Genomic DNA, 20,908 nt, shown 5'->3' with positions numbered 1-20,908 from the left:
ATATGCTGAGTAACCAGATTTAGTTATTGTTATAACCAAAATGATAAGGTTGTCTCGTGCTGCCTTGTCATTTTTTGTCTTTGTGCCTGTTGTGCCTGTTGTGAATAGTGGGGCATAAGGAGTATAGATAGAGAATTTTTAGTAAAACTGCTATAGTGCCAGCCAAGAGGTTTTTGCATTTATTTATAATAGAGTGATGATTTTACTCAATATGACTTGCAAAGCGATTATTATAAAAATGATATAGCTACGCTGACCTGTGAGCTCATTTAATACGATTTCACCATGCTGCATCAAACATTACACCATCAAAAAAAACAGAGTTTTTATATAAAGTATTCTATGTTTTTAACAGTAATATTTAAGGAAAATTATGACGGACAATATCAATAAAGAGACAACAGATAATAACGCTGGCACCAGTGATAAAGGCAATGCATCTGAGTATATTTATCAAGACAATGCATTCCCTACTATGCCGACTATCGCCAGTGACAGTCCATGGTTGAGCGCTTATGAGCGTTATAGCATTGATGCTACGATTGAGATGCCAGAGGACAGTACCTCTTTACTTGATGTGTTTGAGCGTAATTTTAACCGTTATGGCCAAAAAACGGCCTATATCTGCATGGGCGCCTCGATTAGTTTTAAGCAATTGGACCTATATAGCCGCCAGATTGCCAGTTATTTGCAATCGCTAGGGTTGGTTAAAGGCGATAAGGTTGGAGTTATGATGCCCAACCTCTTGCAGTATCCGATCATCGCGTTAGGTGTCATTCGCGCCGGCATGATACTCGTCAATGTAAACCCTTTATATACCAGTCGCGAATTGTCCCATCAGCTCCATGACAGTGGTGCCAAAGCCTTATTCATCGTTGAGAATTTTGCGAAAACCTATCAAGATGCCGAAGATAAAGGGCAGATTGAGCATGTTGTCGTCTGTAAGATTGGGGATATGCTGGGTACGGTCAAAGGGGTCGTGGTCAACCTCGTCGCTCGTCATATCAAAAAAATGATTCCTCCTTATCGAATCCCAAATAGCGTGAGCTTTAAGGAGGCATTGGGCGCAGTCTCTGCCAGTAATTATGAGCGTCCTGAGTTGAACTTGAGTGATGTGGCATTACTACAATATACAGGCGGGACGACAGGCGTGGCGAAAGGGGCAATGCTATCTCATGGCAACTTAGTCGCCAATATGCTACAGGTTAGTGCACTGATGAATAGTGCATTCGAAGATGATATAGACAGCAGAGATGTCATCTTGACAGCACTGCCGTTGTATCATGTGTTCTCATTTATGGTATGCGGTATATGTAGCATGTACCAGGGTTATACAGGCTTGCTTATTCCTAACCCGCGCGATCTCGATGGGCTTATCAAAGAGATGGGTAAATACAAACCTTCTTTTATCCCAGCTGTGAATACGCTGTTTAATGGCTTGGTACACAAAGACAGCTTTGCAGACCTAGATTTCTCTAATCTAAAAGCCTCTATCGGCGGTGGTATGTCCGTATTGCCGAGCGTTGCCAAAGAGTGGCATAAAATCACAGGTCTACCTATCGTTGAAGGCTATGGATTATCTGAGACGTCACCGGTCGTTGCTTTTAACCCAATGACCATCGCAGAGTTTACTGGCAAGATTGGTATTCCTGCACCTAGCACCGATGTCGTGCTCATCGATGAAGAAGAAAACGTCGTCGCGCTGAGTGATCGCGGTGAGATATGCGTCAAAGGTCCACAGGTAATGATTGGTTATCAAAACCGTCCAAAAGAAACAACCGAGTCCTTTACCGCTAGTGGTTACCTAAAAACCGGTGACATTGGCATTATGGACGAAAAAGGCTTTATCAAAATTGTTGATCGCAAAAAAGACATGATCTTGGTATCTGGTTTTAACGTGTATCCAAATGAAATCGAAGAAGCCATGAGTGAGCATCCAGCTGTGGTAGAGTGCGGTGCCATTGGCGTTCCTAATGATGAGCGCGGTGAAGAGCCAAAACTATTTGTGGTCAAAAAAGGCGATGTCACCGAAAAAGAGCTGCTTGAGTACGGCAAAAAACAACTGACTGGCTACAAGCGTCCGCGTCACATACAGTTCGTTGACGAATTACCAAAGTCGAACGTTGGCAAAATCCTACGTAAAGAATTGCGTAAGATGGAAGGCTTAGAATAGCCTCTATCGTCCATTATTGCCTAACTGACGGCGCAATGGCGGGCGTGAATCTTGCCATTGCGCCGCTGTCACGTTAGGATATCTTAAGATTTTAGTCTACCAGATACCTGTCGGTCTGCTTATTAGCCACTGATAGCGTACTTTTATGACACTGCTTTTATAATATTGTACTAGGAATTTTTATGCGTATTGACAATCGTGAACTTGACCAACTTCGTTCTATCAGCTTTGAGCGCCACTATACTAAGCATGCTGAAGGGTCAGTATTGGTCAGTTTTGGCGATACCAAAGTGCTATGTACGGCCAGTGTCGAATCTGGTGTACCGCGCTGGCTCAAAGGTAAAGGTAAAGGTTGGATAACCGCCGAATACGGTATGCTGCCACGCGCAACCAATACTCGCAATCAACGCGAAGCGGCTCGCGGCAAGCAGTCAGGCCGTACGCAGGAAATCCAGCGTCTGATTGGTCGTAGCTTACGTGCCATGATTGACTTAAGTAAGCTTGGTGAAAACACCATCTATCTTGATTGTGATGTGTTGCAAGCGGATGGTGGTACTCGTACGGCCAGTATCACTGGTGCGGCAGTTGCACTGATCGATGCGTTAGAAACTATCCAAAAGAGCAAAAAACTCAAAGCTGATCCGCTGATTGGATTGGTTGCTGCGGTTTCTGTTGGTATGAAAGATGGTGAAGCTTATCTGGATCTGAACTACGAAGAAGACTCTAGCTGTGATACCGACCTAAACGTCGTTATGACTCAAAAAGGTGAGTTTATTGAGCTTCAAGGTACTGCTGAAGAAAAGCCGTTCACTCGCGCTCAAGCAGACGCGATGCTGTCATTGGCTGAAACAGGTATTGCTGAATTGATTAAAATGCAGCAGACTGCACTTGGCTGGTAGTCTAGTATTTAGATAAAACTTGCTGTCTTTATTTTTAGTTTTGATAACTGCCTGTTGGTTTCTGATAGGCAGTTTTTTCATAAAAAACATTTTTTATATTTCGCAATAGGTAACAATGCATGCTCAAGCTGACTGATGATGGCGCCAAAATCACCTTACAGGGTCAGCCGAATAATACTGACAACGGTATGTTTTGGTTTGGATCTGCATTACTGATAGGGGCGGTGGCAGTTGCTATGGCAATGAGCTTATTGTCTGAGCGATTGGCTATCGGTGCGCTGGCACTGCTTATCGTCGGTAGTTTTATTTTTAACAAAAAACGTCAGCAGCATAAAAAAACCATGAGTGGCATGATTAGTAGCGGTACATTATGGGTGCGAGCTGCTGAGTTGGTACATGACAATCTAGGCAAACGTGAACACATTCATTTGACTGACGACGATAAAGTTGTGCTTATCGGTGATGGGCTACAGATTGTCGATAGCAATGAGGTACGCAAATATCATATTACTGGTTTTGAGAGTGCCCAAGAGGCGAAAGTGACTAAAGCCATATTAGAAGGGCAAGCATTGACAAAACGCCACGTAAATATCAAAATGAGTAGTGACTAGTATTTTTAAGCCCCAGTCGCTTGATTCATCAAAAGTCACTCCAGTCTCTATCCTATCTAACACCACCGCGCTTTATCTTCTTTGACCCTTCTAAGCGCTCTTCTTTATTATGACCATTCGTCATTAATTTTATACCGTCTATCGCCAATCTAAGGTGAATAGTTCTTGCAGACGCCTGTCTAAATGGTTTATAAGTAAGATTACAAAATTCAATCTTCACTATTATCCATACTGTCATTGATACTTTTTTGATCAGGAGTTAGTCATGTCGCGTTTGCCTATGTCGTCAGTCGCAGCGTCGTGCAGTTTATTATTATTCACTTGTAGCATACAAGCCCATGCAGATAGTATGAGCGCACTCATCGCTCAAAAGTCCGTCCAGTCTGACTCTAGTGCGCGCTATATGTCTTCTTATCCAGCAGTTCCCTCCGTCAAAGTCAGTACACACTCTACCATTCAACGTGCTAATTCATCTCGAAGCGATGCAGCAGTTTCGCCAACATATAACAATTACTCTAATACGAGCAATGATGGCAATCAGTCAACGATGAACAGCACCTATCGTTACCCTGAAATTCAGCGTCAGTCACCCACCGTGTTGCCAGCATTTTTATCAGGGAGTTATGACAATGTCGATAGCGAGTATTTACCGCTATTGAGTAGTGCGGAGACGCAAAGCAGTATGGCTGCCCGCGAAGTGGTCAGCACGGCACGTAAAATGGCACTGAATGAGCGGACGATTATCAAAGGCGGCTGCTGGGATTATTTGAATGCGGTGTTTAATCGAGCGGGAGTTTCGCGTAATACCATACATAAAGGCACGTATGCGCAAGGGCCTTATGCTAGTAGCAGTGAGATTGAGGCAGGTGACTGGCTTTACTATATCAATCATGGCTACAATGGCATTGAGCACAGTGGACTGTTCGTCGGTTGGGTCGATGAGCGTGCTAAGCAAGCATTGATATTAAGCTATGCTGGTGAAAACCGCCGTGAGCCGGCGCGTTATCGTGTTTATGATTTGAGCAATGTCTATCAAATCATGCGCCCTAGTGTTTGATCTATAATATTTGGTAGACAGTCCAAAAAACAAATAAAAAAGCGTCCGTCACTTATGAAAGTGGCGGACGCTTTTTATTGGTAGGTCATCAGTCATAAGCATTTCGACTAGATTTTAGAATGGTTTAACAACCACTAAAATGACGATAATCACCAAGGCAAAAACAGGTACCTCATTAAACCAGCGCCAAAACTTATGGGATTTATAATGAGGGTTATCAATCAGTTTTTTGCGATAAAATCCGCAAGCGCCATGATAGCCTGATAGCAGTACGACCAATAATAGCTTGACGTGTAGCCAGCCTTGGGTTTTATAAACATCCCAGCCCAGTCCTAACATCCATAGACCGAATATCCATGTCGCTATCATCGATGGCGTCATAATACCGCGATACAGCTTGCGCTCCATAATGGCAAAGCGCTCATGGCTGATGCTATCGTCACTCATCGCATGATAGACAAACAGACGCGGCAAATAAAATATCGCCGCAAACCAGCAGACCATCGAGATGATGTGTGCAGCTTTAATCCAGTTAAAATAATCTGCCATTACTTAATCTCTTATTATCAGCCGTGTAATATCAGGCTTGTTTTCATACATTTTTGTTAGCCGCACACAGCCAAACTAATCGGCCAATACCATCTGCGATTGATGACCGCTCATCGCATCCATCACAGGCAATACTTTGGGCGCTCTTGGTGCGGCAAACTGCTTGGTGAGACCAAGCTCACGCATGAGTCTGTCGTCGCCTGATTGACTGGCATTCCCCGTCGTCAATAACTTGTCGCCATAAAAGAAGGAGTTAGCACCCGCCATAAATGCCAAGGCTTGCTCTGAATCTGATAAGCTTTCACGGCCAGCAGACAAACGCACATAACTAGTCGGGCAGCAAATACGTGCCACAGCAATGGTGCGAATCCACTCTAGCACTGATAACTGGCCTTCTGCCAATACTTTATCGCCAATCGGTGTGCCTTTAATCGGGACTAGCAGGTTAACAGGAATCGATTCAGGGGCTTTAGGCATTTTTAGCAGCTCATGCACCCAATCAATACGGTCATCACGGCTCTCACCCATACCGACGATGTTACCACTACAAACATTGATACCAGAGTTGCGTACGTTTTCGATGGTATCTAAGCGCTCATCATAGCTACGCGTGCTGACGACTTGCTCGTAATAGCTGCGTGAGGTGTCTAGGTTATGATTGTAATAATCCAGTCCTGCATCCGCGAGTTGCGTCGCTTGATTGGTATCGAGCATACCTAACGTCATGCAAGTCTCAAGTCCTAACGCTTTCACTTCTTTGATGAGCTCGACCACATAAGGCATGTCTTTGGCGCTTGGGTGTTTCCATGCAGCACCCATACAGAAGCGAGATGAACCGGTTGCCTTGGCGCGTTTGGCCGCGGCGATGACTTTATCCACTTCTATGCGTTTTTCTGCCTGCAGTTTCGTCGTATCGCGATGATGACCTGATTGTGAGCAATAGCCACAATCCTCAGGACAGTTACCCGTCTTAATAGACAGTAGCGTACTGATTTGTATTTCGTTGGCGACAAAGTGCTCTCTATGAATGGTCTGGGCTTTTAACAACAAGTCCATCAAAGGCAAATCAAACAACTGAGCGATGTCGTCACGACTGTATGTGTGAGCGGCTTTGTGAGTATCAGGTTGGCTGAGTAGGTCAGTTGTGCTATCGGCGTTTGGTTCAGAGATGCTAAGCAGTCCTGCCATAAGGTAAATCCTTTTATAAAATTAAATGGTATCAGGTAATATCAATGTATGTGTCTATTGTCATTTATAAGGTAATAAAAAAGGTTGCCGTATAGTATACCGCAACCTTTTTAGAAAATCAGAACACTGCTAGAGAGCATGTATAATTGTCACAATAGCGCACATAAATAGCAACTATCTAGTTGAGCCTATTTCAGCCATTTTACCAGTGAATATCATGCAATGCATTACTCATTTATAGGAAAGGATCAGCTATTTACTTGCCCAATTTATGCTTAGCAAAACCCACCCAGTGCTCAGCAAACTTCTGTGCTTTATACGCATAAGGCTTGGCTTTTTGGAGGTAGGGTTTACACTCTTCTGGAACAGCTGGCACGATATGCTTAGCAAGTTTGTTGAACCACATCATTAGGCTATAGTCACCCTCGATGCTTAATTTGCCTTCTTGCACGGCAGTCATAAATGCAGGCAAGCTACCTTTGGTCAATAGCTTGACGCCCGTCATAGAATCTTTGAAAGTAATGGTCAAATCTGCTGCTTTTGCATGACCACTTTGTTGACTAAATTGTCCATTATCAAAGCGAAAAGAACGCGCGATATCAGATTCGGTGCTGGCAAACTCAATCGTGACATTACGATCAGCAAAAAGTGCTTTGACGTCTTCGTTGTCGCTATCAGCGAGCATGGACAGACGATAACCAACCACGGCTAGCAGCGCATCTAATGGGTCAGATTTGATATCTAATACAGGAATAGTAAACATAGTGGAACTCCTAAAGGTAGGGCATAAGAATAAAGCGTACTTTATACCAGTTTTTATGATAAATATATAACTAGATTATAACCTACTGAGTGATTTCAACTCTTTAGGAGTTAAGTAGAAAGCGTTAAGTATCTTGTAACATTAAATATCAGTGTTATGGGTAGGGTATTCATATCAGTATGGCAGTATCAATGAAAGCGTGGCTTATAATCATCATCGTAAACAGGCGTATGTTCGACATAGCGAGCCGCTTCTAACTCGCGCTGCCGACTGACTGCATGACTCACATCCTCGTAGCGTAGTGCTCGGTATAGTACCCAGCCGGCCAAAGGTAACCAGCTGATTCCCATCGCGATGACGTAACGGTGCCATTCCGAAAGCGCAGACAGCATCGGACGACCTACCAAGATATTCTGTATCATCTCAACAGCCAACCAGTAGACCATACCACCAAATAGATATAGCAACAGCCAACGCTGCGATGATAGAGCGAGCGCCACGATCATACCTGCCAGTAAGCTATAGCCTAGCCATGCTGAGCTGCTCCACATCTCTACGCCAATAAAAGAAAAAATAGTCATTGCCATCATTCATCTCGCTATTCATAAGGTGAACTCCAATGAGACTATTATGGAAGGTTGTTGAGCAAAGCTAAAGAGGCGCTAGGCTACTTTGCGACAACCGTTGACGTTTGATTTTTTAGATTAAGGTTGCTTTTTTTTGGATAGCTTGTACGATTTTTAATCGTTAGCTGGTAGGCTAAGCGCCGCAAAAAAGGGCGCTTATATTGGGGAGGGTAGGAGCCGTTGTAATGGTTCAAACAGAGGCTTTTTAATCAAATATTTACACAGGGAGGATCAACAGTTAAGCCTTATTGGTCCGTCTGCCCCACCAAGATAGTAACGACACCAAAATAGCACCGAGTAGCATAAGACCAACTGTGGTCAGCCAGTGGGGACCAGTAGGATACTGCCATGGCATAACGTTATTGATCGCCTCGCTGTTAAGAGCGCCTAATACATCTACTTTCCACGGCCATACCTTGACCAAAGAGCCGGCAATAAAACCGGTCAGCAATGCCAAGGTGGCTTGATAGTAGCGGGCTAATAACCATTTTAGAGCACGGGTAAATAATAACAATCCAGTTGCCATGCCCGCCATCACAGTTAATAGTACCGTAAAGTTAAGAGTATGCACGGCTTCCAATACGGTATCGTAGGCACCTAGCAACAACAATATAAAAGACCCTGAGACCCCAGGCAATATCATGGCGCAAATCGCAATCGCGCCTGCAAAAAATAAGTATGGTAAGCTAGGTGTCGCCGCGAGTAATGGCAGACTACTAATGACCACAGCAGCAATGAGTCCGGCAGCAAACAGCGCCACACGTCCTATATTCCAGCGCTTAATCTCACTTAATAAGATAAATACCGTTGCGACCACCAATCCAAAAAAGAATGACCAAATAAGCAGTGGTTGATTGTCTAGCAAATATTTGATAATACCAGCCAAGGTGGCAAAACTCGTCGCAATACCAAGTATCAAACACAATAAAAATGTCGCATCAACCTGTCGCCAAACCGCAATCAGTCCTTTGATTCCGCCGTCTTGTCGGAATATCTGCCAAAGGTTGGGGCCAATGCTACCGAGTGCATTGATCAGGCGCTCATAAATCCCTGCAATCAATGCAATAGTGCCACCAGAGACACCAGGAACGATATCAGCAGCACCCATCGCCATCCCTTTGATATACACCCCTAGCAGCTCTTTTGGGTTATCCGTATGCACAGGGACAGAGACAGGCACCGTGCTTGTGTCTAATGGCTCTGCTACTGACGGCTGGTTTGGCCGTGGGGATTGTGGTGCCGTCATGAACAGTCCTTTATTATCTGAGAATAAATGTTATCTAAAAATAAATATCTGGCGTTATTACAACGAAACGTACTTAAAAATTAAAGCAACATCATTTTATGAAACATGTACTAACGCATAAAAGCTGGCTTAATGAGACAGACATTAACCCAGCTTAACGGATGATATAGAATACTTAGCGATTACTGAGTAGGAGCGAGCGCTGGATAGCCAAGTGCATAAAGCGTCCCTTCAAGTCCTGTCACATTGATCGCGGCATCAGCACGTGCTTGCACGATGGGCTTGGCATGATAAGCCACTCCTAAATCGGCAAGCGCCATCATCGGCAAGTCATTAGCCCCATCACCGACACAGACCACTTGAGACATCTCCATACCTAAGCGCTCAGCAGTATGCTCGACTATAGCGGCTTTTTTGGCACCATTTATAATGGGCAGCTGTATGTGACCGGTCACTTTTCCTTCTTCGATGTCTAAGGCATTGGCATGGACTTCGTCAATGCCCAATTGCTCAGCGATATAGCGGGCAAAGTAAGTAAAGCCACCTGACACCAGTACCGTATGGTAGCCCAAGGCTTTTAACGCACTGATGGTGGTACGGGCACCGACCGATAACGTCAAGCGGTTGCAAATATCATCAAGCACATCGGTAGAGATACCTTTTAATAAGGCCACGCGCTGAGCAAATGATTCATCAAAGTCAATTTCACCACGCATCGCCGCCTCAGTAATGGCTTCAACTTGCTCACCAATACCAGCCGTTTTTGCCAGCTCTACAATCACCTCTTGTTCAATCAACGTCGAATCCATGTCAAAACAGGCAAGCTTGTGAGTACGTAGCATATGACCGACCGATAGGATGTGACAATCGACGATGTCTAGATTGCCTGTACTATCCGCACTGCGTGTGCGGTTGTATTCTTCAGACAAGTCATGGCGCAGACGAGTGGTCAGCTGATCGTCAATGATGTGAGCGGCGGCGGTCTTTTTGCCAGGGTGCATCAGCGTATCGGTCACAGGTACCAACAAATAGCGGTATACTTGAGCATTGGTAAAGGGTAGACGCTGTGCATCGGCTGCCGTTGGCTCTGTATCAGAGACCGTAATATTAACAAAGCTTGCCTCAGTATCCTCAGCGACCGTCACCAAATGCCAACTTGGCTGTTCATCGACCCAAGACTGAACATATTGATGAATGTCCATCGCTGATACTTGAGTAGGCAGCACGACAATGAGCGCAAAAACAGGCAGCGACTGTAGCGCATCAAAATCTCGCAGATTGGTATCATCAGGTAATAATTCTGCAATAGAGTCGACGGCTTGTTGCCATGCTTTGCTGTCTTTTGGTAACGAATAAGATGTATTTTTTGGCATGGCTCAATTGTCCCTTGTATGCTCATATAAGATTGGGAATAATAACAGTTTTACTGAGCAGCGCCTATAGATGACGCGCAAAGTATCATAGGTGTCCAAAAATGCTTATCAGCGCCTAAAATCTGCTGAAATACAACAAAGTTATTATGATAAATTTATAAATCGACTAACGCTATAAGACTTATTATGGTGATATAGTAGATGAGATAAACGGACCACTTTGATAATAATGCTGTGGCAAAAATAGCAGCATTTATCTGAGTCATATTTTCCGTAAATATCGATCAATATTCGCGCATTACAATTGTTCAAAAATTAGCCAAAAAATGAGCAATAGACTCGTTTTTTAATTTCTTTTCTCCAAAAAAGTTTAACATATCATGACGTATTTAGCGCCGCGGCAAGGGTTGTTTGCCATTATTCTTCTGGTTAGTTTTTGTTTGCAGACGTTGTTATTGGTCATCAGTACCGATCAACAGCTGAGCAAAAGTCGTGCGTTAAAAGGCGAGCAAATGGTCGCCCAGCTGATTGATGAAGCAAGGTTGTCTTTAGAAAATAAAGACCGTGTCAGTCTCAGTGTGATTGCTAACCGCTATACTAGCGAGCAGGACGTAACAAGAATACTGATTAAAGACAATAAAGACGATATTTTGGTGCCTGTGGGCAACGCGCCAATGCAGCAAGGCGATACGATTCGCCAAATCGCCACCAACGGCGATGCGGTGATTGGTAGCGTTGCACTGACGTTAAAAGACGTTAGTAAAGGTGAAATCATCGCGATGCAGTGGCCGTTTGTGATTGGCACTATGTTGCTGCATTTATTACTGTGGTTAATCTACGGTTATCTTGCTCGTCCGACCAAAGAGCAAATCAGTGCGCTGAGCCGTAATATTCAGGACTTGTATCGCGAGCAGTACAGTCAGGGCGATCAGCGCGGCTACAGCCGTGACCTTGAGCGCGGCACAGGCGGCACAGTTAACAACCCAGCTGATGCTCGACTATCTAGTGGTGCTTCTGAAAGCGTTACAGAGAATAAAGTAACGAACGCACGCACATTCAATGTACACAATGAAGTCAACGAGTATCTTAGAAATCAGCAGAACCAAGAGACTGGTGACGAAACTGGCAGTCTAACAGCTACGTCTGAAGGCGATATTGAAGACAAGGTTGTTGGCACTGCAAAGCGTCATAGTTCGCAATCTGGTGGTCAGACGTCTAAATTGTCTGCCACGCGCGCAGTCGATAGCGTGAGAGTGCAAATCGTCTTTCATGATGAATTCAATATGCTTGAGCGCCTTGCACCGGCGCAGCGCCTGCCTTATCTAGCGCTATGCACGCAGCTGCTCAATCAAGCGGTGACCGAACTACTCAAACAGCCATTACTACTGGGTGTCAGTGCGACCAATGAGGCACACTTTGAGGACGATGGTGCAAGCGTGGTGCTAAAAGCGGACAACAGCCATGCCAAAGTAGCACTGGCTGGGGTCATGCTTGCCAAGCTGTACTTGATGCTCAACAAAATCATTCATGACAAGCATATCGAGCTGTCGCGCTTTGCACTGCCAGCCAAAGCAGGCGTGAGTGATGAGGCGCAATCAGAGCCCATGACGCATCTACTACAGAGCATCGGCAAAAAAGAGCAACTGTTGATATTGCTGCCAGCTGCTGGTCTCAAACAAATCAGTAACCATGTACAGGTCCATAGCATCATGCGTCCAACCACTGTCTATGAGCGCGAGTGTGCGATATTCGATGGCGGGAACGACTCGATGATTCAGCGTTTGGCAGATGTTCGTAATGCCGTGCTCATGATTGAAGACGAAGATGAGTCAGCGACATAGCAGTATTAATATGGGTAATTTATACTACAATTGTCCATTATATAACTGGTATCATAGTCTTGGTACTCAGGCTGAAATGTGACATATTAAGAAAAAGGATTGACAACTTTCAATAGAGACTTTATAAGGCATATATATATTGATGTATATTTAATACCCTTGCCTAAAAATGATAGGAGTTTGTCATGAGTGACGCTGATATTGACGACGATTTTGATGATGATTTTGTCGACGATGATGACGCAAAGATGGTTGAAGAAGCTGAGACAAGTGTACGTACGCGTTTAAGTAGTCTTGAGAAGCGTCGACTGATCGATAATTTGCTAGAAGAGAAGCGTTTGGCTAAAGAATTAAAAGATGATCTAGATGATATAGACAATTTTGATGAAGATGGTGATGATTGGGATGACGACGATTTTTAATTCATTGGCATCATTGTCTAAGCTGACTAAAGTCCTCTAATGATTGACCATCATCTAATCAGTCATATAGGTTGCCAGATGTTTATTACTTTTTATAAACGTGTGTAACCCGCTCTATTGAATGATATTTACGTTGTAAAGGCTGCTTGTTTTTCACTATTCAAGCAGCCTTTGTTTTAAAACCCTTTTGCCTTTAACCGATCGATCACTGCGATTGACGTTGGCTATCTCTCAAGGACTGTTAAGCCATGAATAACCAATTAAGTTTTGATGAACTGCTCGATTATTTGGACAACCAAGAGAGCCAGTTCGTGCTCGATAGTGTCGCCGCGCATGGGTTTTTGACAGCGACGGTCATTGGTCGCCCACTCCCTAACTGGATGGACGCGCTTTTTGAGGGTCATGTGAGTGAGATTCCAGAAAACGTCATCGATGGTATTCAGCGCTGGCGCGACTCGATCATGGCTGAGCTAAAAAATGAGACTCCGATTGAGCTGCCATTTGGTGAAGATGCTGGTGACGAAGAAGTGGCAGTTGATTTTTCAGATGAGTCAGATATCGTGGCTTGGTCGATTGGTTTTGTTGATGCCATGTATGGCGATGAAGCAAGTGATTGGTTTGAAGACGAAGAGACAGCAGAAGACGTGGCTGTATTGACCTTGCCAATGATTGTATTAAGCGGCATCGATGATGAAGATCCAGAGCTAGAAGCAATGCGTCGCGATGAAGACAAAATGGTACAAATGGCCAATAGCATCGAAGGCAATTTGACCGAGCTGTTTTTATTGTTTCATACCAATGACTAGTCATTCTAAAAGACAGTACGACTAATTGTACTGTCTTTTATTGGTGCTGCGTTAAGTCGCTCTGGTCATTCTTTTAGATACATTATAAGTCACCGATAAGGTCTTACTATGGCTGTGCAACTCTCCAATCTTGAACACTTACCTAATTATCGAATTACCGAGCGCTTAGATGTGGTGTATGGCAGTACGGTGCGCTCAAAGCATGTGGGCAAAGACTTGTTTGCTGGGCTAAAAAACATCGTTGGCGGCGAGCTGACCGCCTATACCGAGCTGTTAGAAGAGTCACGCCAAGAAGCGATCGATCGCATGATTGTCAAGGCAGAAGCGCTTGGTGCCGATGCTGTCGTCGGCTTGCGTTTCTCTACCTCTAGTATTGCACAAGGGGCTTCTGAGCTGTTTGTTTATGGGACAGCGGTCAAAGCGGTACCAGTATCGCAACAGCTCCAGAACCCACCAAGCGATAATCACTATCCGTCCGGTCAAACACCCAACCCTCAAGTCCAGACTGCGCCAGAGGATCTACCGCGTTTTAATCCTTTTGGTTGATCTTAGCGCTTTAAAAGCTGTAGCACTAAAAACAACAATGCTAAAAACCGTAATGATTTTTATAATGAGAAAGGTCCCATGAATGACTCACTCACGCAAGTGCTTATCAATTATGGGCCGTTTATCTTTTTATTCGCCGCTGGTTGGTTTTTTGGGTCGCGTCACGAGCGTCAGCATTTGGCACAGCTAACAGTAGCAGAGCAGGCGCTAGAGGATATTACGGTTTCAAGCGAGCGTTTCTACCGTCCTGAGCTGGCTGTCGGTAGTGAGGGCGCGCTAGTTCTTGGCAGCGTCGTTATTGCTCAAGATTACTTTAAGATGATTATTGCTCGCGTGCTTAGTCTCTTTGGCAAAAACCTAACGACCTATGAGACCCTGCTTGATCGCGCGCGCCGTGAGGCAATCGTCCGTATGCGTACACAAGCAAAAGCCAAAGGCTACACCCATATTTATGGCGTACGTCTAGAAGTCACTAACATCAACCAATTGGGCAGTATGGTAGAAGCCATTGCTTATGGCACGGCGGTCATCAGTACTGATCACATACCTATCGTTTCTGCTACACACACATCGCCTGCACGTGTACCTTCTGCACTTCCTAGCATCTCTTAATACCTCGTAGCACTGCTATTTAGATTCTCCTCTGTGGTTGTCGCAGCACAAAACCCAACGCTGACTGACCAGTAGTCAGAAAAATCAAATACATACACTTTTACAACGATATACTGACTTTCAATGTTTCGACATTTTTTGGGTGTATGTCAGTAGTGATGATTCCAAAAAGTGTTGTGTACAAAGTGTCGTATAAAAACGCTGACAATGTCGGTGGCTTTTACCCAAGATATCAGCAGGATTGGCTGATTGAGCATCATAACGTTGTCATAAACCTGCCCGTGTAAGGGTTCTATCTACAAGGATGTAGTTATGGAAGGTGTGGAGTTAGTCACGTTTGTCAATTCAAAAGTCATTCCCATTAGTATTTTTTTGATCATGATGGGAATGGGGTTGTCCTTAGTTACCAATGACTTTAAAAGAGTCGTCAAATATCCCAAAGCAGTCGCAATCGGATTGACCAATCAGCTACTATTCTTGCCATTGGTCGGTTTTGCCTTGGCAACTTTCATGTCACTCGAGCCTGAGTATGCCGTTGGCGTTATGCTGCTAGTACTGTGTCCTGGTGGCACGACATCTAACTTATTTACTTATTTGGCAAAAGGGGATGTCGCGCTTTCGGTCACGATGACGGCGATCGCCAGTGTTATCACCGTATTTACCATTCCTATCGTGCTGAGTTTTTCGCTCGTGTACTTCATGGGTGCCGGTAGTGAGTTTCAGTTGCCAGTCGCCAAGACCATGATCAGCTTGATTGCTCTGACGATACTGCCAGTTAGTATTGGTATGCTCATCAAAAACTATAAGCCTAACTTTGCTGATAAAGCACAGGTAATGGTATCCCGTTTTGGGGTGATTTTTTTGAGCTTCTTGGTACTTTTCTTGAGCTATGTACAAAGAGACATCATCGTAGAGGCCCTAATTGCCACTGGCCCTGTATCGCTCATATTGAACGTATCGACGATGGCGCTTGGTTATTACACCAGTAAATGGTTCGGTCTAAATCCTGCGCAGAGAAGATCAATCACGATGGAGGTGGGGCTACAAAACAGTACGCTGTCGATGTTTATGGCATTGACGCTGCTCGCTAACTATAAGATGTCGTTGACTCCAGCTATTTATACGCTAATCATGTTCTTAACCGCAGGTATCATGGTCAGAGTGTTTACCGCGCAACACAATAAAGCAAATAGAGTAGAAAGAGAAAATAGCGTGTTGGCTGCAAGAAGAATGTAGTTTAATCAGAATGTAAGCCGCAGTGCATTGCTAAGTACGCATTGCACGACCCAATAAAATAAGCCCACAATATACTTTTTATGATGAGAGTTATTGTGGGCTTTTATATTTATCATAGTTTCTTAAAGTGTGTGGGTTGATTCAATACGGATAGCATTGTTCAACGCTAAAATCTGCGCCTATCTACTTCTGCTCGTGCCTCAGCTGCTTGTTCTTTGACTCTTTCAATTTCAAACAAGAATGTGCGGTTTTTGAGTACCGCGACAAATACCACGCCGCCTACCGTATTACCCACTAAGACCACGACTAAAAATATCAAATAGTGCCATAGGCTGACCGTATTGCCATACAGCAATGCTGAAAACACTTCAATATTGCCAACGATACTGTGGTGTAAGCCCAAAAACCCGATACTACCAGTGATAATAGAAACCAAAACAATACGGCTAAGGGTATCGCGTGCAGATGTGACTAGCCATGCCGCCACGCCCATCATCCAACCTGCCAGTACCGCACTACCAAAGATGACCCACCACTCAAACCCTAAGATATGCTCAGCGTAAGCATCGATAGCATGGTCGGTAAACAGATGCATATGCAGCCCTAAGCCAATCATCAATGCAGCAAACAAACAGCCACCGACGATATTACCAGCTATAACGATGCCCCATAGACGCAGCAGCTTATGCAGTGGTTCAATCTTGTTTAGCACAGGTAGACTGAGTAGGGAGGTCTGCTCAGTGAATAATAACGACTGACCAATCACCACGATAATAAAGCCGATCGGATAGAGCAGGGAGGACAGTACCATCGCATAGCGACTCGGCAGCACATCATTAAGTAAGGCAAACGCCGATAAAATCACAAAAAAGCTGATACCAATCTCAAGCCCAGCCGTAAAGGCGCTGGTAAACAGTGAGCCAAGCGAGCGTTCAAAAGTTTCTTTGGCATGGATGACTTGCTCGACCAAGATACTGGCGTAGCTTTTTGCTTGACTTAGATTATCATCACCGGCGACCTTTTTGATGGTTTCCTTGTCTTCTTCGCTGATCTCTTCTGGCAAATCATCATTGTCTAAATCTTCGGTGGCTTTTATATGATCATCTGCGTGGCTATGCGTATGAATATCTGTATCGTTGTTTTCAGGAGTGTGGCTGTGCTGTAGCGTATGACTGTGCGTCATATTGTCTTTTTTATGATGATCGCTTGCATCATCATCCTGAGATGAATGACTGGTGGTACTCACGCGCGCGCTATCTGGTAGGATATCCTGAGCATCCTGACGACGGCTTTGGTTAGGTGTGTTATTTTGGGACAAGGGTGACTCACTGTTGGTCGGCTGGTATATGGATAGAGCTGATACAACGCTATCGATGCTATTTTAGCGTATGACTGTGGTAGGTTCTGTTGAGTGTTTAACCAATTGGGGTTATTAATTGTTCGATAATGGCATGAAAAATGACCTTCAGGCTTTATAAATTGCCTTACCATCTAACAAAATCTGCCTATCTGCGTTAAAATCACTCTATTCATTATTTTCCTAATTTTTATATTCTCTTTAATTCAATTAACTTTGATCACATTCAATCAATAAAAGATAATGCCATTATGAGTAACCACAACCTAACTGCCTCTATTCAAGCGGCACTCAATCAATTAGAAAACGCCTATAACCCTGCACAAGTCGAGGCAGGCATGTATCAAGGCTGGGAAGAAAGCGGTTATTTTGCCCCAACATTTGATAAAGACGAGTCGTTTTCTATCGCGCTACCACCGCCAAATGTCACCGGCTCTCTGCATATGGGTCACGGTTTTAACAATGCAATCATGGATGCGCTCACACGTTATCACCGTATGGATGGTGATAATACGCTGTGGCAACCAGGTACGGATCATGCCGGTATTGCAACCCAAATGGTTGTTGAGCGTCGCTTGGAGGCGCAAGGACTCAAGCGCCGTGATATGACACGTGAAGACTTCATCGATAAAGTGTGGGAATGGAAAGAAGAGTCAGGCGGCAGTATCACTAGCCAAATTCGTCGTTTGGGTAGCTCGGTTGATTGGTCGCGTGAGCGCTTTACCATGGATGATGGTCTGTCTAACGCGGTAAAAGAAGTATTCGTACGCCTGTTTGACGATGGTCTTATCTATCGTGGTAAGCGTTTGGTCAACTGGGATCCAAAATTCCAAACTGCGCTGTCAGATCTTGAAGTCGAAAACCACGATGAAAAAGGCAGCTTGTGGCATTTCCGCTACCATTTCACGGACACAGAGCTGACCACTCAAGATGGCAAAAACTATCTGGTCGTCGCCACCACGCGTCCTGAGACACTCCTTGGTGATACTGCTGTTGCGGTCAATCCGAGTGATGAGCGTTATGCACATTTGGTCGGCAAAACCATTACTTTACCGATTACGGGTCGCGTCGTGCCTATCGTCGCTGATGACTATGTCGAGAGCGACTTCGGTACAGGGTGTGTCAAAATCACCCCAGCGCATGATTTTAACGATTATGAATTGGGTCGTCGTCATAGCTTGCCATTGATTAATATTCTCGATGAGCGCGCCAACATTTTGCCAGCGATGGAAGTCTATCCTGACCTGCAAACGCGTGAGCCAGAGCTAGAGACTACGCCTAGCGAGTATGCCGGACTTGAGCGTTTTGCCGCGCGTAAATTCTTGGTTGAGCAAGCAGGCGATCAGGGCTGGCTAGAAGACATCGAGGACTACGCACTTAAAGCCCCACGTGCTGAGCGTGGCGGTACGATCGTTGAGCCATGGTTGACCGATCAGTGGTATGTCGCGGTCAAGGAGCTTGCCAAGCCTGCGATTGATGCGGTAGAAGACGGCAGCATCGAGTTCGTCCCTGCCCAGTACAAAAACATGTATATGGCGTGGATGACCGATCTACAAGACTGGTGTATCAGCCGTCAGCTGTGGTGGGGACATCGTATCCCTGCATGGTATGACGATGCGACAGGTGAGATTTATGTCGCACGTGATGAGGCGGAAGTACGCACTAAATATAACCTAAGCGACGATGTCAAACTGCGCCAAGATGATGATGTGCTCGATACATGGTTCAGCTCGGGTCTATGGACGTTCAGTACGCTTGACTGGGCAGACGTCAATGCCGATCCACGCGTGATGGAGACTTTCCACCCAACCAGCGTGCTGGTGACAGGTTTTGACATTATCTTTTTTTGGGTAGCGCGCATGATTATGCTGACCATGCATTTTGTCAAAAACGAAGATGGCACGCCGCAAGTACCGTTTAAGACCGTCTATGTGCATGGTCTGGTACGTGATGGTAATGGTCAAAAAATGTCAAAGTCAAAAGGTAACGTCTTAGATCCGATCGATCTCATCGACGGTATTGAGCTGGAAGCGCTGGTCGAAAAACGCACCAGCAACATGATGAATCCAAAAGACGCGGCCAAGATTGAGAAGCAAACGCGCAAAGAATTCCCAGAAGGCATCCCAGCGTATGGCACCGACGCACTGCGCTTTACCTTTACCTCATTAGCCAGTACGGGTCGCGATATCAACTTTGATCTCAAGCGTGTCGAGGGCTATCGTAACTTCTGTAATAAAATCTGGAACGCCAGCCGTTTTGTCCTCATGAACTGTGTCGATGGTGACAGCAATGCCAAGCCTATCGACCAAACGGCAAATCCTGATGTATGGGAATTACCAGAAAAATGGATCATAAGTCGCCTCAACTCTAGTATCAAAGACATTCATCAGCATTTTGCTCAGTATCGTCTCGATATGGTCAGCCAAGATATCTATGAGTTTATCTGGAACGAGTACTGTGATTGGTACGTTGAGCTTGCCAAAGCCAGCCTAAATGATGACTCGGTGACGGATGCGCGTAAAGCGCAAATCCGCTATGTACTACTGCACGTATTAGAGACGGCGCTACGCTTCACCCATCCAATCATGCCGTATCTGACTGAGCAAATCTGGCAGACCATCGCGCCGCTACTGGGTCGCAAAAATACCGACAGCATCGTGGTCGCTGACTATCCACAAACCGATGATAGCCAAATCAGCGAGCAGACTGAGGCGGATATGGCATGGCTACAAGAACTAATCGCGAGCGTCCGCAACATTCGTGGTGAGATGAAACTGGGTAATGCCGTACGTCTGCCAGTACTCCTACAAAACGTCTCTGCCGATGAAGAAGCGCGTCTATCCCGTATCAAAAACCAGTTTAAAGCGCTTGCCAAAGTCGAGAGCCTAGAGATCGTCAAAGAAGGCGATGACGTACCATTATCGTCATCAAGTATGGTCGGTCAGCTACGGGTACTCGTACCGATGAAAGGTCTGATCGATCCAACGGCTGAGCTGGCACGTTTAGGTAAGTCATATGATAAGTTGAAAGATCAAGCCGACGGTATCGCGCGCAAGCTAGGTAATGAAGGCTTTGTCAGTAAAGCCCCTGCGGAAGTGGTCGATGCTGAGAAAGCGAAACTGGCTGAGCTAGAAGGGCAGTTGACGGCGATGACAGCGCAGATGGAGCAGTTAAAGGCGTTATGATGAAACGCTTTTAATAACCTGATAGTGAAGAAAATGCCTCCATGATGGGGGTGTTTTTTTTGGTATAAATTATAGTTAAATCTTTATAAAATCGATACAGCCCATATCATAAAACAGTTTAGGTAGATTATTCTCCATCCATCCTTGGCGTAGAAGCTTAGCCTGTGCCCACTTCTTCTCGATAGGGTTCAGATCAGGGCTGTACGGTGGTAGCCAAAGAATACGATGGCCATGTCTGTTGAGTAGCTTTTGAATACGTTTGCTTTTATGAAACCGAGCGTTATCCATGACAATCACGCATTTAGTCTTGAGACTTGGAATTAAAGTGTGTTTGCACCAGTCGTAGAATATGGTGCTATTGATATTCTGCTCAACGTAATCAAGCGCAAATAGCATCTTTTCATAGAGAGCTCCGATG

General features: G+C 44.9%; 19 protein-coding genes. 11 read left to right on the top strand and 8 right to left on the bottom strand.

Going from position 1 to position 20,908, the window contains the following annotated elements; all coding sequences use genetic code 11:
- The first annotated feature begins 373 nt into the window (after positions 1-373).
- The 4 genes from AS194_RS05460 to AS194_RS05445 all read left to right on the top strand — a co-directional run bounded on the left by AS194_RS05460 (position 374) and on the right by AS194_RS05445 (position 4,740).
- Complete coding sequence (locus tag AS194_RS05460; protein WP_083499607.1) at positions 374-2,173, top strand: AMP-binding protein; 1,800 nt, start codon at positions 374-376, stop codon at positions 2,171-2,173.
- A gap of 182 nt (positions 2,174-2,355) precedes the next feature.
- Positions 2,356-3,072 carry a ribonuclease PH gene (gene rph, locus AS194_RS05455; protein WP_058024458.1) on the top strand — a complete coding sequence of 239 codons (717 nt, stop codon included), beginning with the start codon at positions 2,356-2,358 and terminating at the stop codon, positions 3,070-3,072.
- A 119-nt stretch (positions 3,073-3,191) separates the two neighbouring features.
- Positions 3,192-3,683 (top strand): hypothetical protein, encoded by a 492-nt coding sequence (locus tag AS194_RS05450; RefSeq protein ID WP_058024457.1) that lies wholly within the window; start codon positions 3,192-3,194, stop codon positions 3,681-3,683.
- Between the two features lie 265 nt (positions 3,684-3,948).
- The gene (locus AS194_RS05445) at positions 3,949-4,740 is read left to right on the top strand and encodes a hypothetical protein (protein WP_058024456.1); all 792 of its coding nucleotides are present in this window, start codon (positions 3,949-3,951) and stop codon (positions 4,738-4,740) included.
- 114 nt (positions 4,741-4,854) lie between these two features.
- Here AS194_RS05445 and hemJ read toward each other — a convergent pair whose 3' ends face one another.
- From hemJ to serB, 6 genes are all read right to left on the bottom strand, one after another.
- Positions 4,855-5,289, bottom strand: a complete 435-nt coding sequence (gene hemJ, locus AS194_RS05440) for a protoporphyrinogen oxidase HemJ (protein ID WP_058024455.1) — start codon at positions 5,287-5,289, stop codon at positions 4,855-4,857.
- A 75-nt stretch (positions 5,290-5,364) separates the two neighbouring features.
- Positions 5,365-6,477, bottom strand: a complete 1,113-nt coding sequence (gene bioB / locus AS194_RS05435; protein ID WP_058024454.1) for a biotin synthase BioB — start codon at positions 6,475-6,477, stop codon at positions 5,365-5,367.
- Positions 6,478-6,733: 256 nt separating this feature from the next.
- The gene (locus AS194_RS05430) at positions 6,734-7,240 is read right to left on the bottom strand and encodes an SCP2 sterol-binding domain-containing protein (protein WP_058024453.1); all 507 of its coding nucleotides are present in this window, start codon (positions 7,238-7,240) and stop codon (positions 6,734-6,736) included.
- A 188-nt stretch (positions 7,241-7,428) separates the two neighbouring features.
- Positions 7,429-7,821, bottom strand: coding sequence for an AciT family ciprofloxacin tolerance protein (aciT, locus tag AS194_RS05425; RefSeq protein WP_227511582.1), 393 nt, complete (start codon positions 7,819-7,821; stop codon positions 7,429-7,431).
- Positions 7,822-8,104: 283 nt separating this feature from the next.
- Positions 8,105-9,112, bottom strand: coding sequence for a DUF368 domain-containing protein (locus AS194_RS05420; protein WP_058024452.1), 1,008 nt, complete (start codon positions 9,110-9,112; stop codon positions 8,105-8,107).
- 182 nt (positions 9,113-9,294) lie between these two features.
- Positions 9,295-10,485: a phosphoserine phosphatase SerB gene (serB, locus tag AS194_RS05415; protein WP_058024451.1), complete on the bottom strand. Its 1,191-nt coding sequence runs from the start codon at positions 10,483-10,485 to the stop codon at positions 9,295-9,297.
- 380 nt (positions 10,486-10,865) lie between these two features.
- Here serB and AS194_RS05410 point away from each other — a divergent pair, with 380 nt between their 5' ends.
- From AS194_RS05410 to AS194_RS05385, 6 genes are all read left to right on the top strand, one after another.
- On the top strand, positions 10,866-12,326 hold the full coding sequence (locus AS194_RS05410) for a hypothetical protein (protein ID WP_058024450.1): 1,461 nt from the start codon (positions 10,866-10,868) through the stop codon (positions 12,324-12,326).
- A gap of 185 nt (positions 12,327-12,511) precedes the next feature.
- Positions 12,512-12,748, top strand: a complete 237-nt coding sequence (locus AS194_RS05405) for a PA3496 family putative envelope integrity protein (RefSeq protein WP_057761656.1) — start codon at positions 12,512-12,514, stop codon at positions 12,746-12,748.
- Between the two features lie 248 nt (positions 12,749-12,996).
- Positions 12,997-13,554 (top strand): UPF0149 family protein, encoded by a 558-nt coding sequence (locus AS194_RS05400; protein ID WP_058024449.1) that lies wholly within the window; start codon positions 12,997-12,999, stop codon positions 13,552-13,554.
- 108 nt (positions 13,555-13,662) lie between these two features.
- The gene (locus tag AS194_RS05395) at positions 13,663-14,100 is read left to right on the top strand and encodes a YbjQ family protein (RefSeq protein WP_058024448.1); all 438 of its coding nucleotides are present in this window, start codon (positions 13,663-13,665) and stop codon (positions 14,098-14,100) included.
- Positions 14,101-14,178: 78 nt separating this feature from the next.
- Positions 14,179-14,712, top strand: a complete 534-nt coding sequence (locus tag AS194_RS05390; protein ID WP_058024447.1) for a YbjQ family protein — start codon at positions 14,179-14,181, stop codon at positions 14,710-14,712.
- A 312-nt stretch (positions 14,713-15,024) separates the two neighbouring features.
- Positions 15,025-15,948: a bile acid:sodium symporter family protein gene (locus AS194_RS05385; RefSeq protein ID WP_058024446.1), complete on the top strand. Its 924-nt coding sequence runs from the start codon at positions 15,025-15,027 to the stop codon at positions 15,946-15,948.
- A gap of 166 nt (positions 15,949-16,114) precedes the next feature.
- Here the strand turns inward: AS194_RS05385 and AS194_RS05380 are convergent, their stop codons facing one another.
- Positions 16,115-17,266, bottom strand: a complete 1,152-nt coding sequence (locus tag AS194_RS05380) for a formate/nitrite transporter family protein (protein WP_227511581.1) — start codon at positions 17,264-17,266, stop codon at positions 16,115-16,117.
- A gap of 290 nt (positions 17,267-17,556) precedes the next feature.
- Here AS194_RS05380 and AS194_RS05375 point away from each other — a divergent pair, with 290 nt between their 5' ends.
- Entirely contained in the window at positions 17,557-20,490 is a 2,934-nt protein-coding gene (locus tag AS194_RS05375) for a valine--tRNA ligase (protein ID WP_058024445.1), read from the top strand.
- A gap of 75 nt (positions 20,491-20,565) precedes the next feature.
- Here the strand turns inward: AS194_RS05375 and AS194_RS05370 are convergent.
- On the bottom strand, positions 20,566-20,908 hold a 343-nt coding region (locus AS194_RS05370), incomplete at its 5' end, for a transposase (RefSeq protein ID WP_200960326.1).

This window comes from Psychrobacter piscatorii, assembly GCF_001444505.1.
In the GTDB taxonomy this organism is placed as follows: domain Bacteria; phylum Pseudomonadota; class Gammaproteobacteria; order Pseudomonadales; family Moraxellaceae; genus Psychrobacter; species Psychrobacter piscatorii_B.
This window is presented reverse-complemented; position numbering and strand designations above follow the sequence as displayed.

What these genes read in the sequence shown, in the direction of transcription:
- AS194_RS05405 (WP_057761656.1), top strand. Translation starts at nt 12,512, where the DNA reads ATGAGTGACGCTGATATTGACGACGATTTTGATGATGATTTTGTCGAC.
- rph (WP_058024458.1), top strand. Translation starts at nt 2,356, where the DNA reads ATGCGTATTGACAATCGTGAACTTGACCAACTTCGTTCTATCAGCTTT.
- AS194_RS05450 (WP_058024457.1), top strand. Translation starts at nt 3,192, where the DNA reads ATGCTCAAGCTGACTGATGATGGCGCCAAAATCACCTTACAGGGTCAG.
- AS194_RS05420 (WP_058024452.1), bottom strand. Translation starts at nt 9,112, where the DNA reads ATGACGGCACCACAATCCCCACGGCCAAACCAGCCGTCAGTAGCAGAG.
- AS194_RS05430 (WP_058024453.1), bottom strand. Translation starts at nt 7,240, where the DNA reads ATGTTTACTATTCCTGTATTAGATATCAAATCTGACCCATTAGATGCG.
- AS194_RS05400 (WP_058024449.1), top strand. Translation starts at nt 12,997, where the DNA reads ATGAATAACCAATTAAGTTTTGATGAACTGCTCGATTATTTGGACAAC.
- AS194_RS05395 (WP_058024448.1), top strand. Translation starts at nt 13,663, where the DNA reads ATGGCTGTGCAACTCTCCAATCTTGAACACTTACCTAATTATCGAATT.
- AS194_RS05460 (WP_083499607.1), top strand. Translation starts at nt 374, where the DNA reads ATGACGGACAATATCAATAAAGAGACAACAGATAATAACGCTGGCACC.
- bioB (WP_058024454.1), bottom strand. Translation starts at nt 6,477, where the DNA reads ATGGCAGGACTGCTTAGCATCTCTGAACCAAACGCCGATAGCACAACT.
- AS194_RS05410 (WP_058024450.1), top strand. Translation starts at nt 10,866, where the DNA reads ATGACGTATTTAGCGCCGCGGCAAGGGTTGTTTGCCATTATTCTTCTG.
- AS194_RS05445 (WP_058024456.1), top strand. Translation starts at nt 3,949, where the DNA reads ATGTCGCGTTTGCCTATGTCGTCAGTCGCAGCGTCGTGCAGTTTATTA.
- AS194_RS05390 (WP_058024447.1), top strand. Translation starts at nt 14,179, where the DNA reads ATGAATGACTCACTCACGCAAGTGCTTATCAATTATGGGCCGTTTATC.
- AS194_RS05375 (WP_058024445.1), top strand. Translation starts at nt 17,557, where the DNA reads ATGAGTAACCACAACCTAACTGCCTCTATTCAAGCGGCACTCAATCAA.
- serB (WP_058024451.1), bottom strand. Translation starts at nt 10,485, where the DNA reads ATGCCAAAAAATACATCTTATTCGTTACCAAAAGACAGCAAAGCATGG.
- AS194_RS05385 (WP_058024446.1), top strand. Translation starts at nt 15,025, where the DNA reads ATGGAAGGTGTGGAGTTAGTCACGTTTGTCAATTCAAAAGTCATTCCC.
- aciT (WP_227511582.1), bottom strand. Translation starts at nt 7,821, where the DNA reads ATGACTATTTTTTCTTTTATTGGCGTAGAGATGTGGAGCAGCTCAGCA.
- hemJ (WP_058024455.1), bottom strand. Translation starts at nt 5,289, where the DNA reads ATGGCAGATTATTTTAACTGGATTAAAGCTGCACACATCATCTCGATG.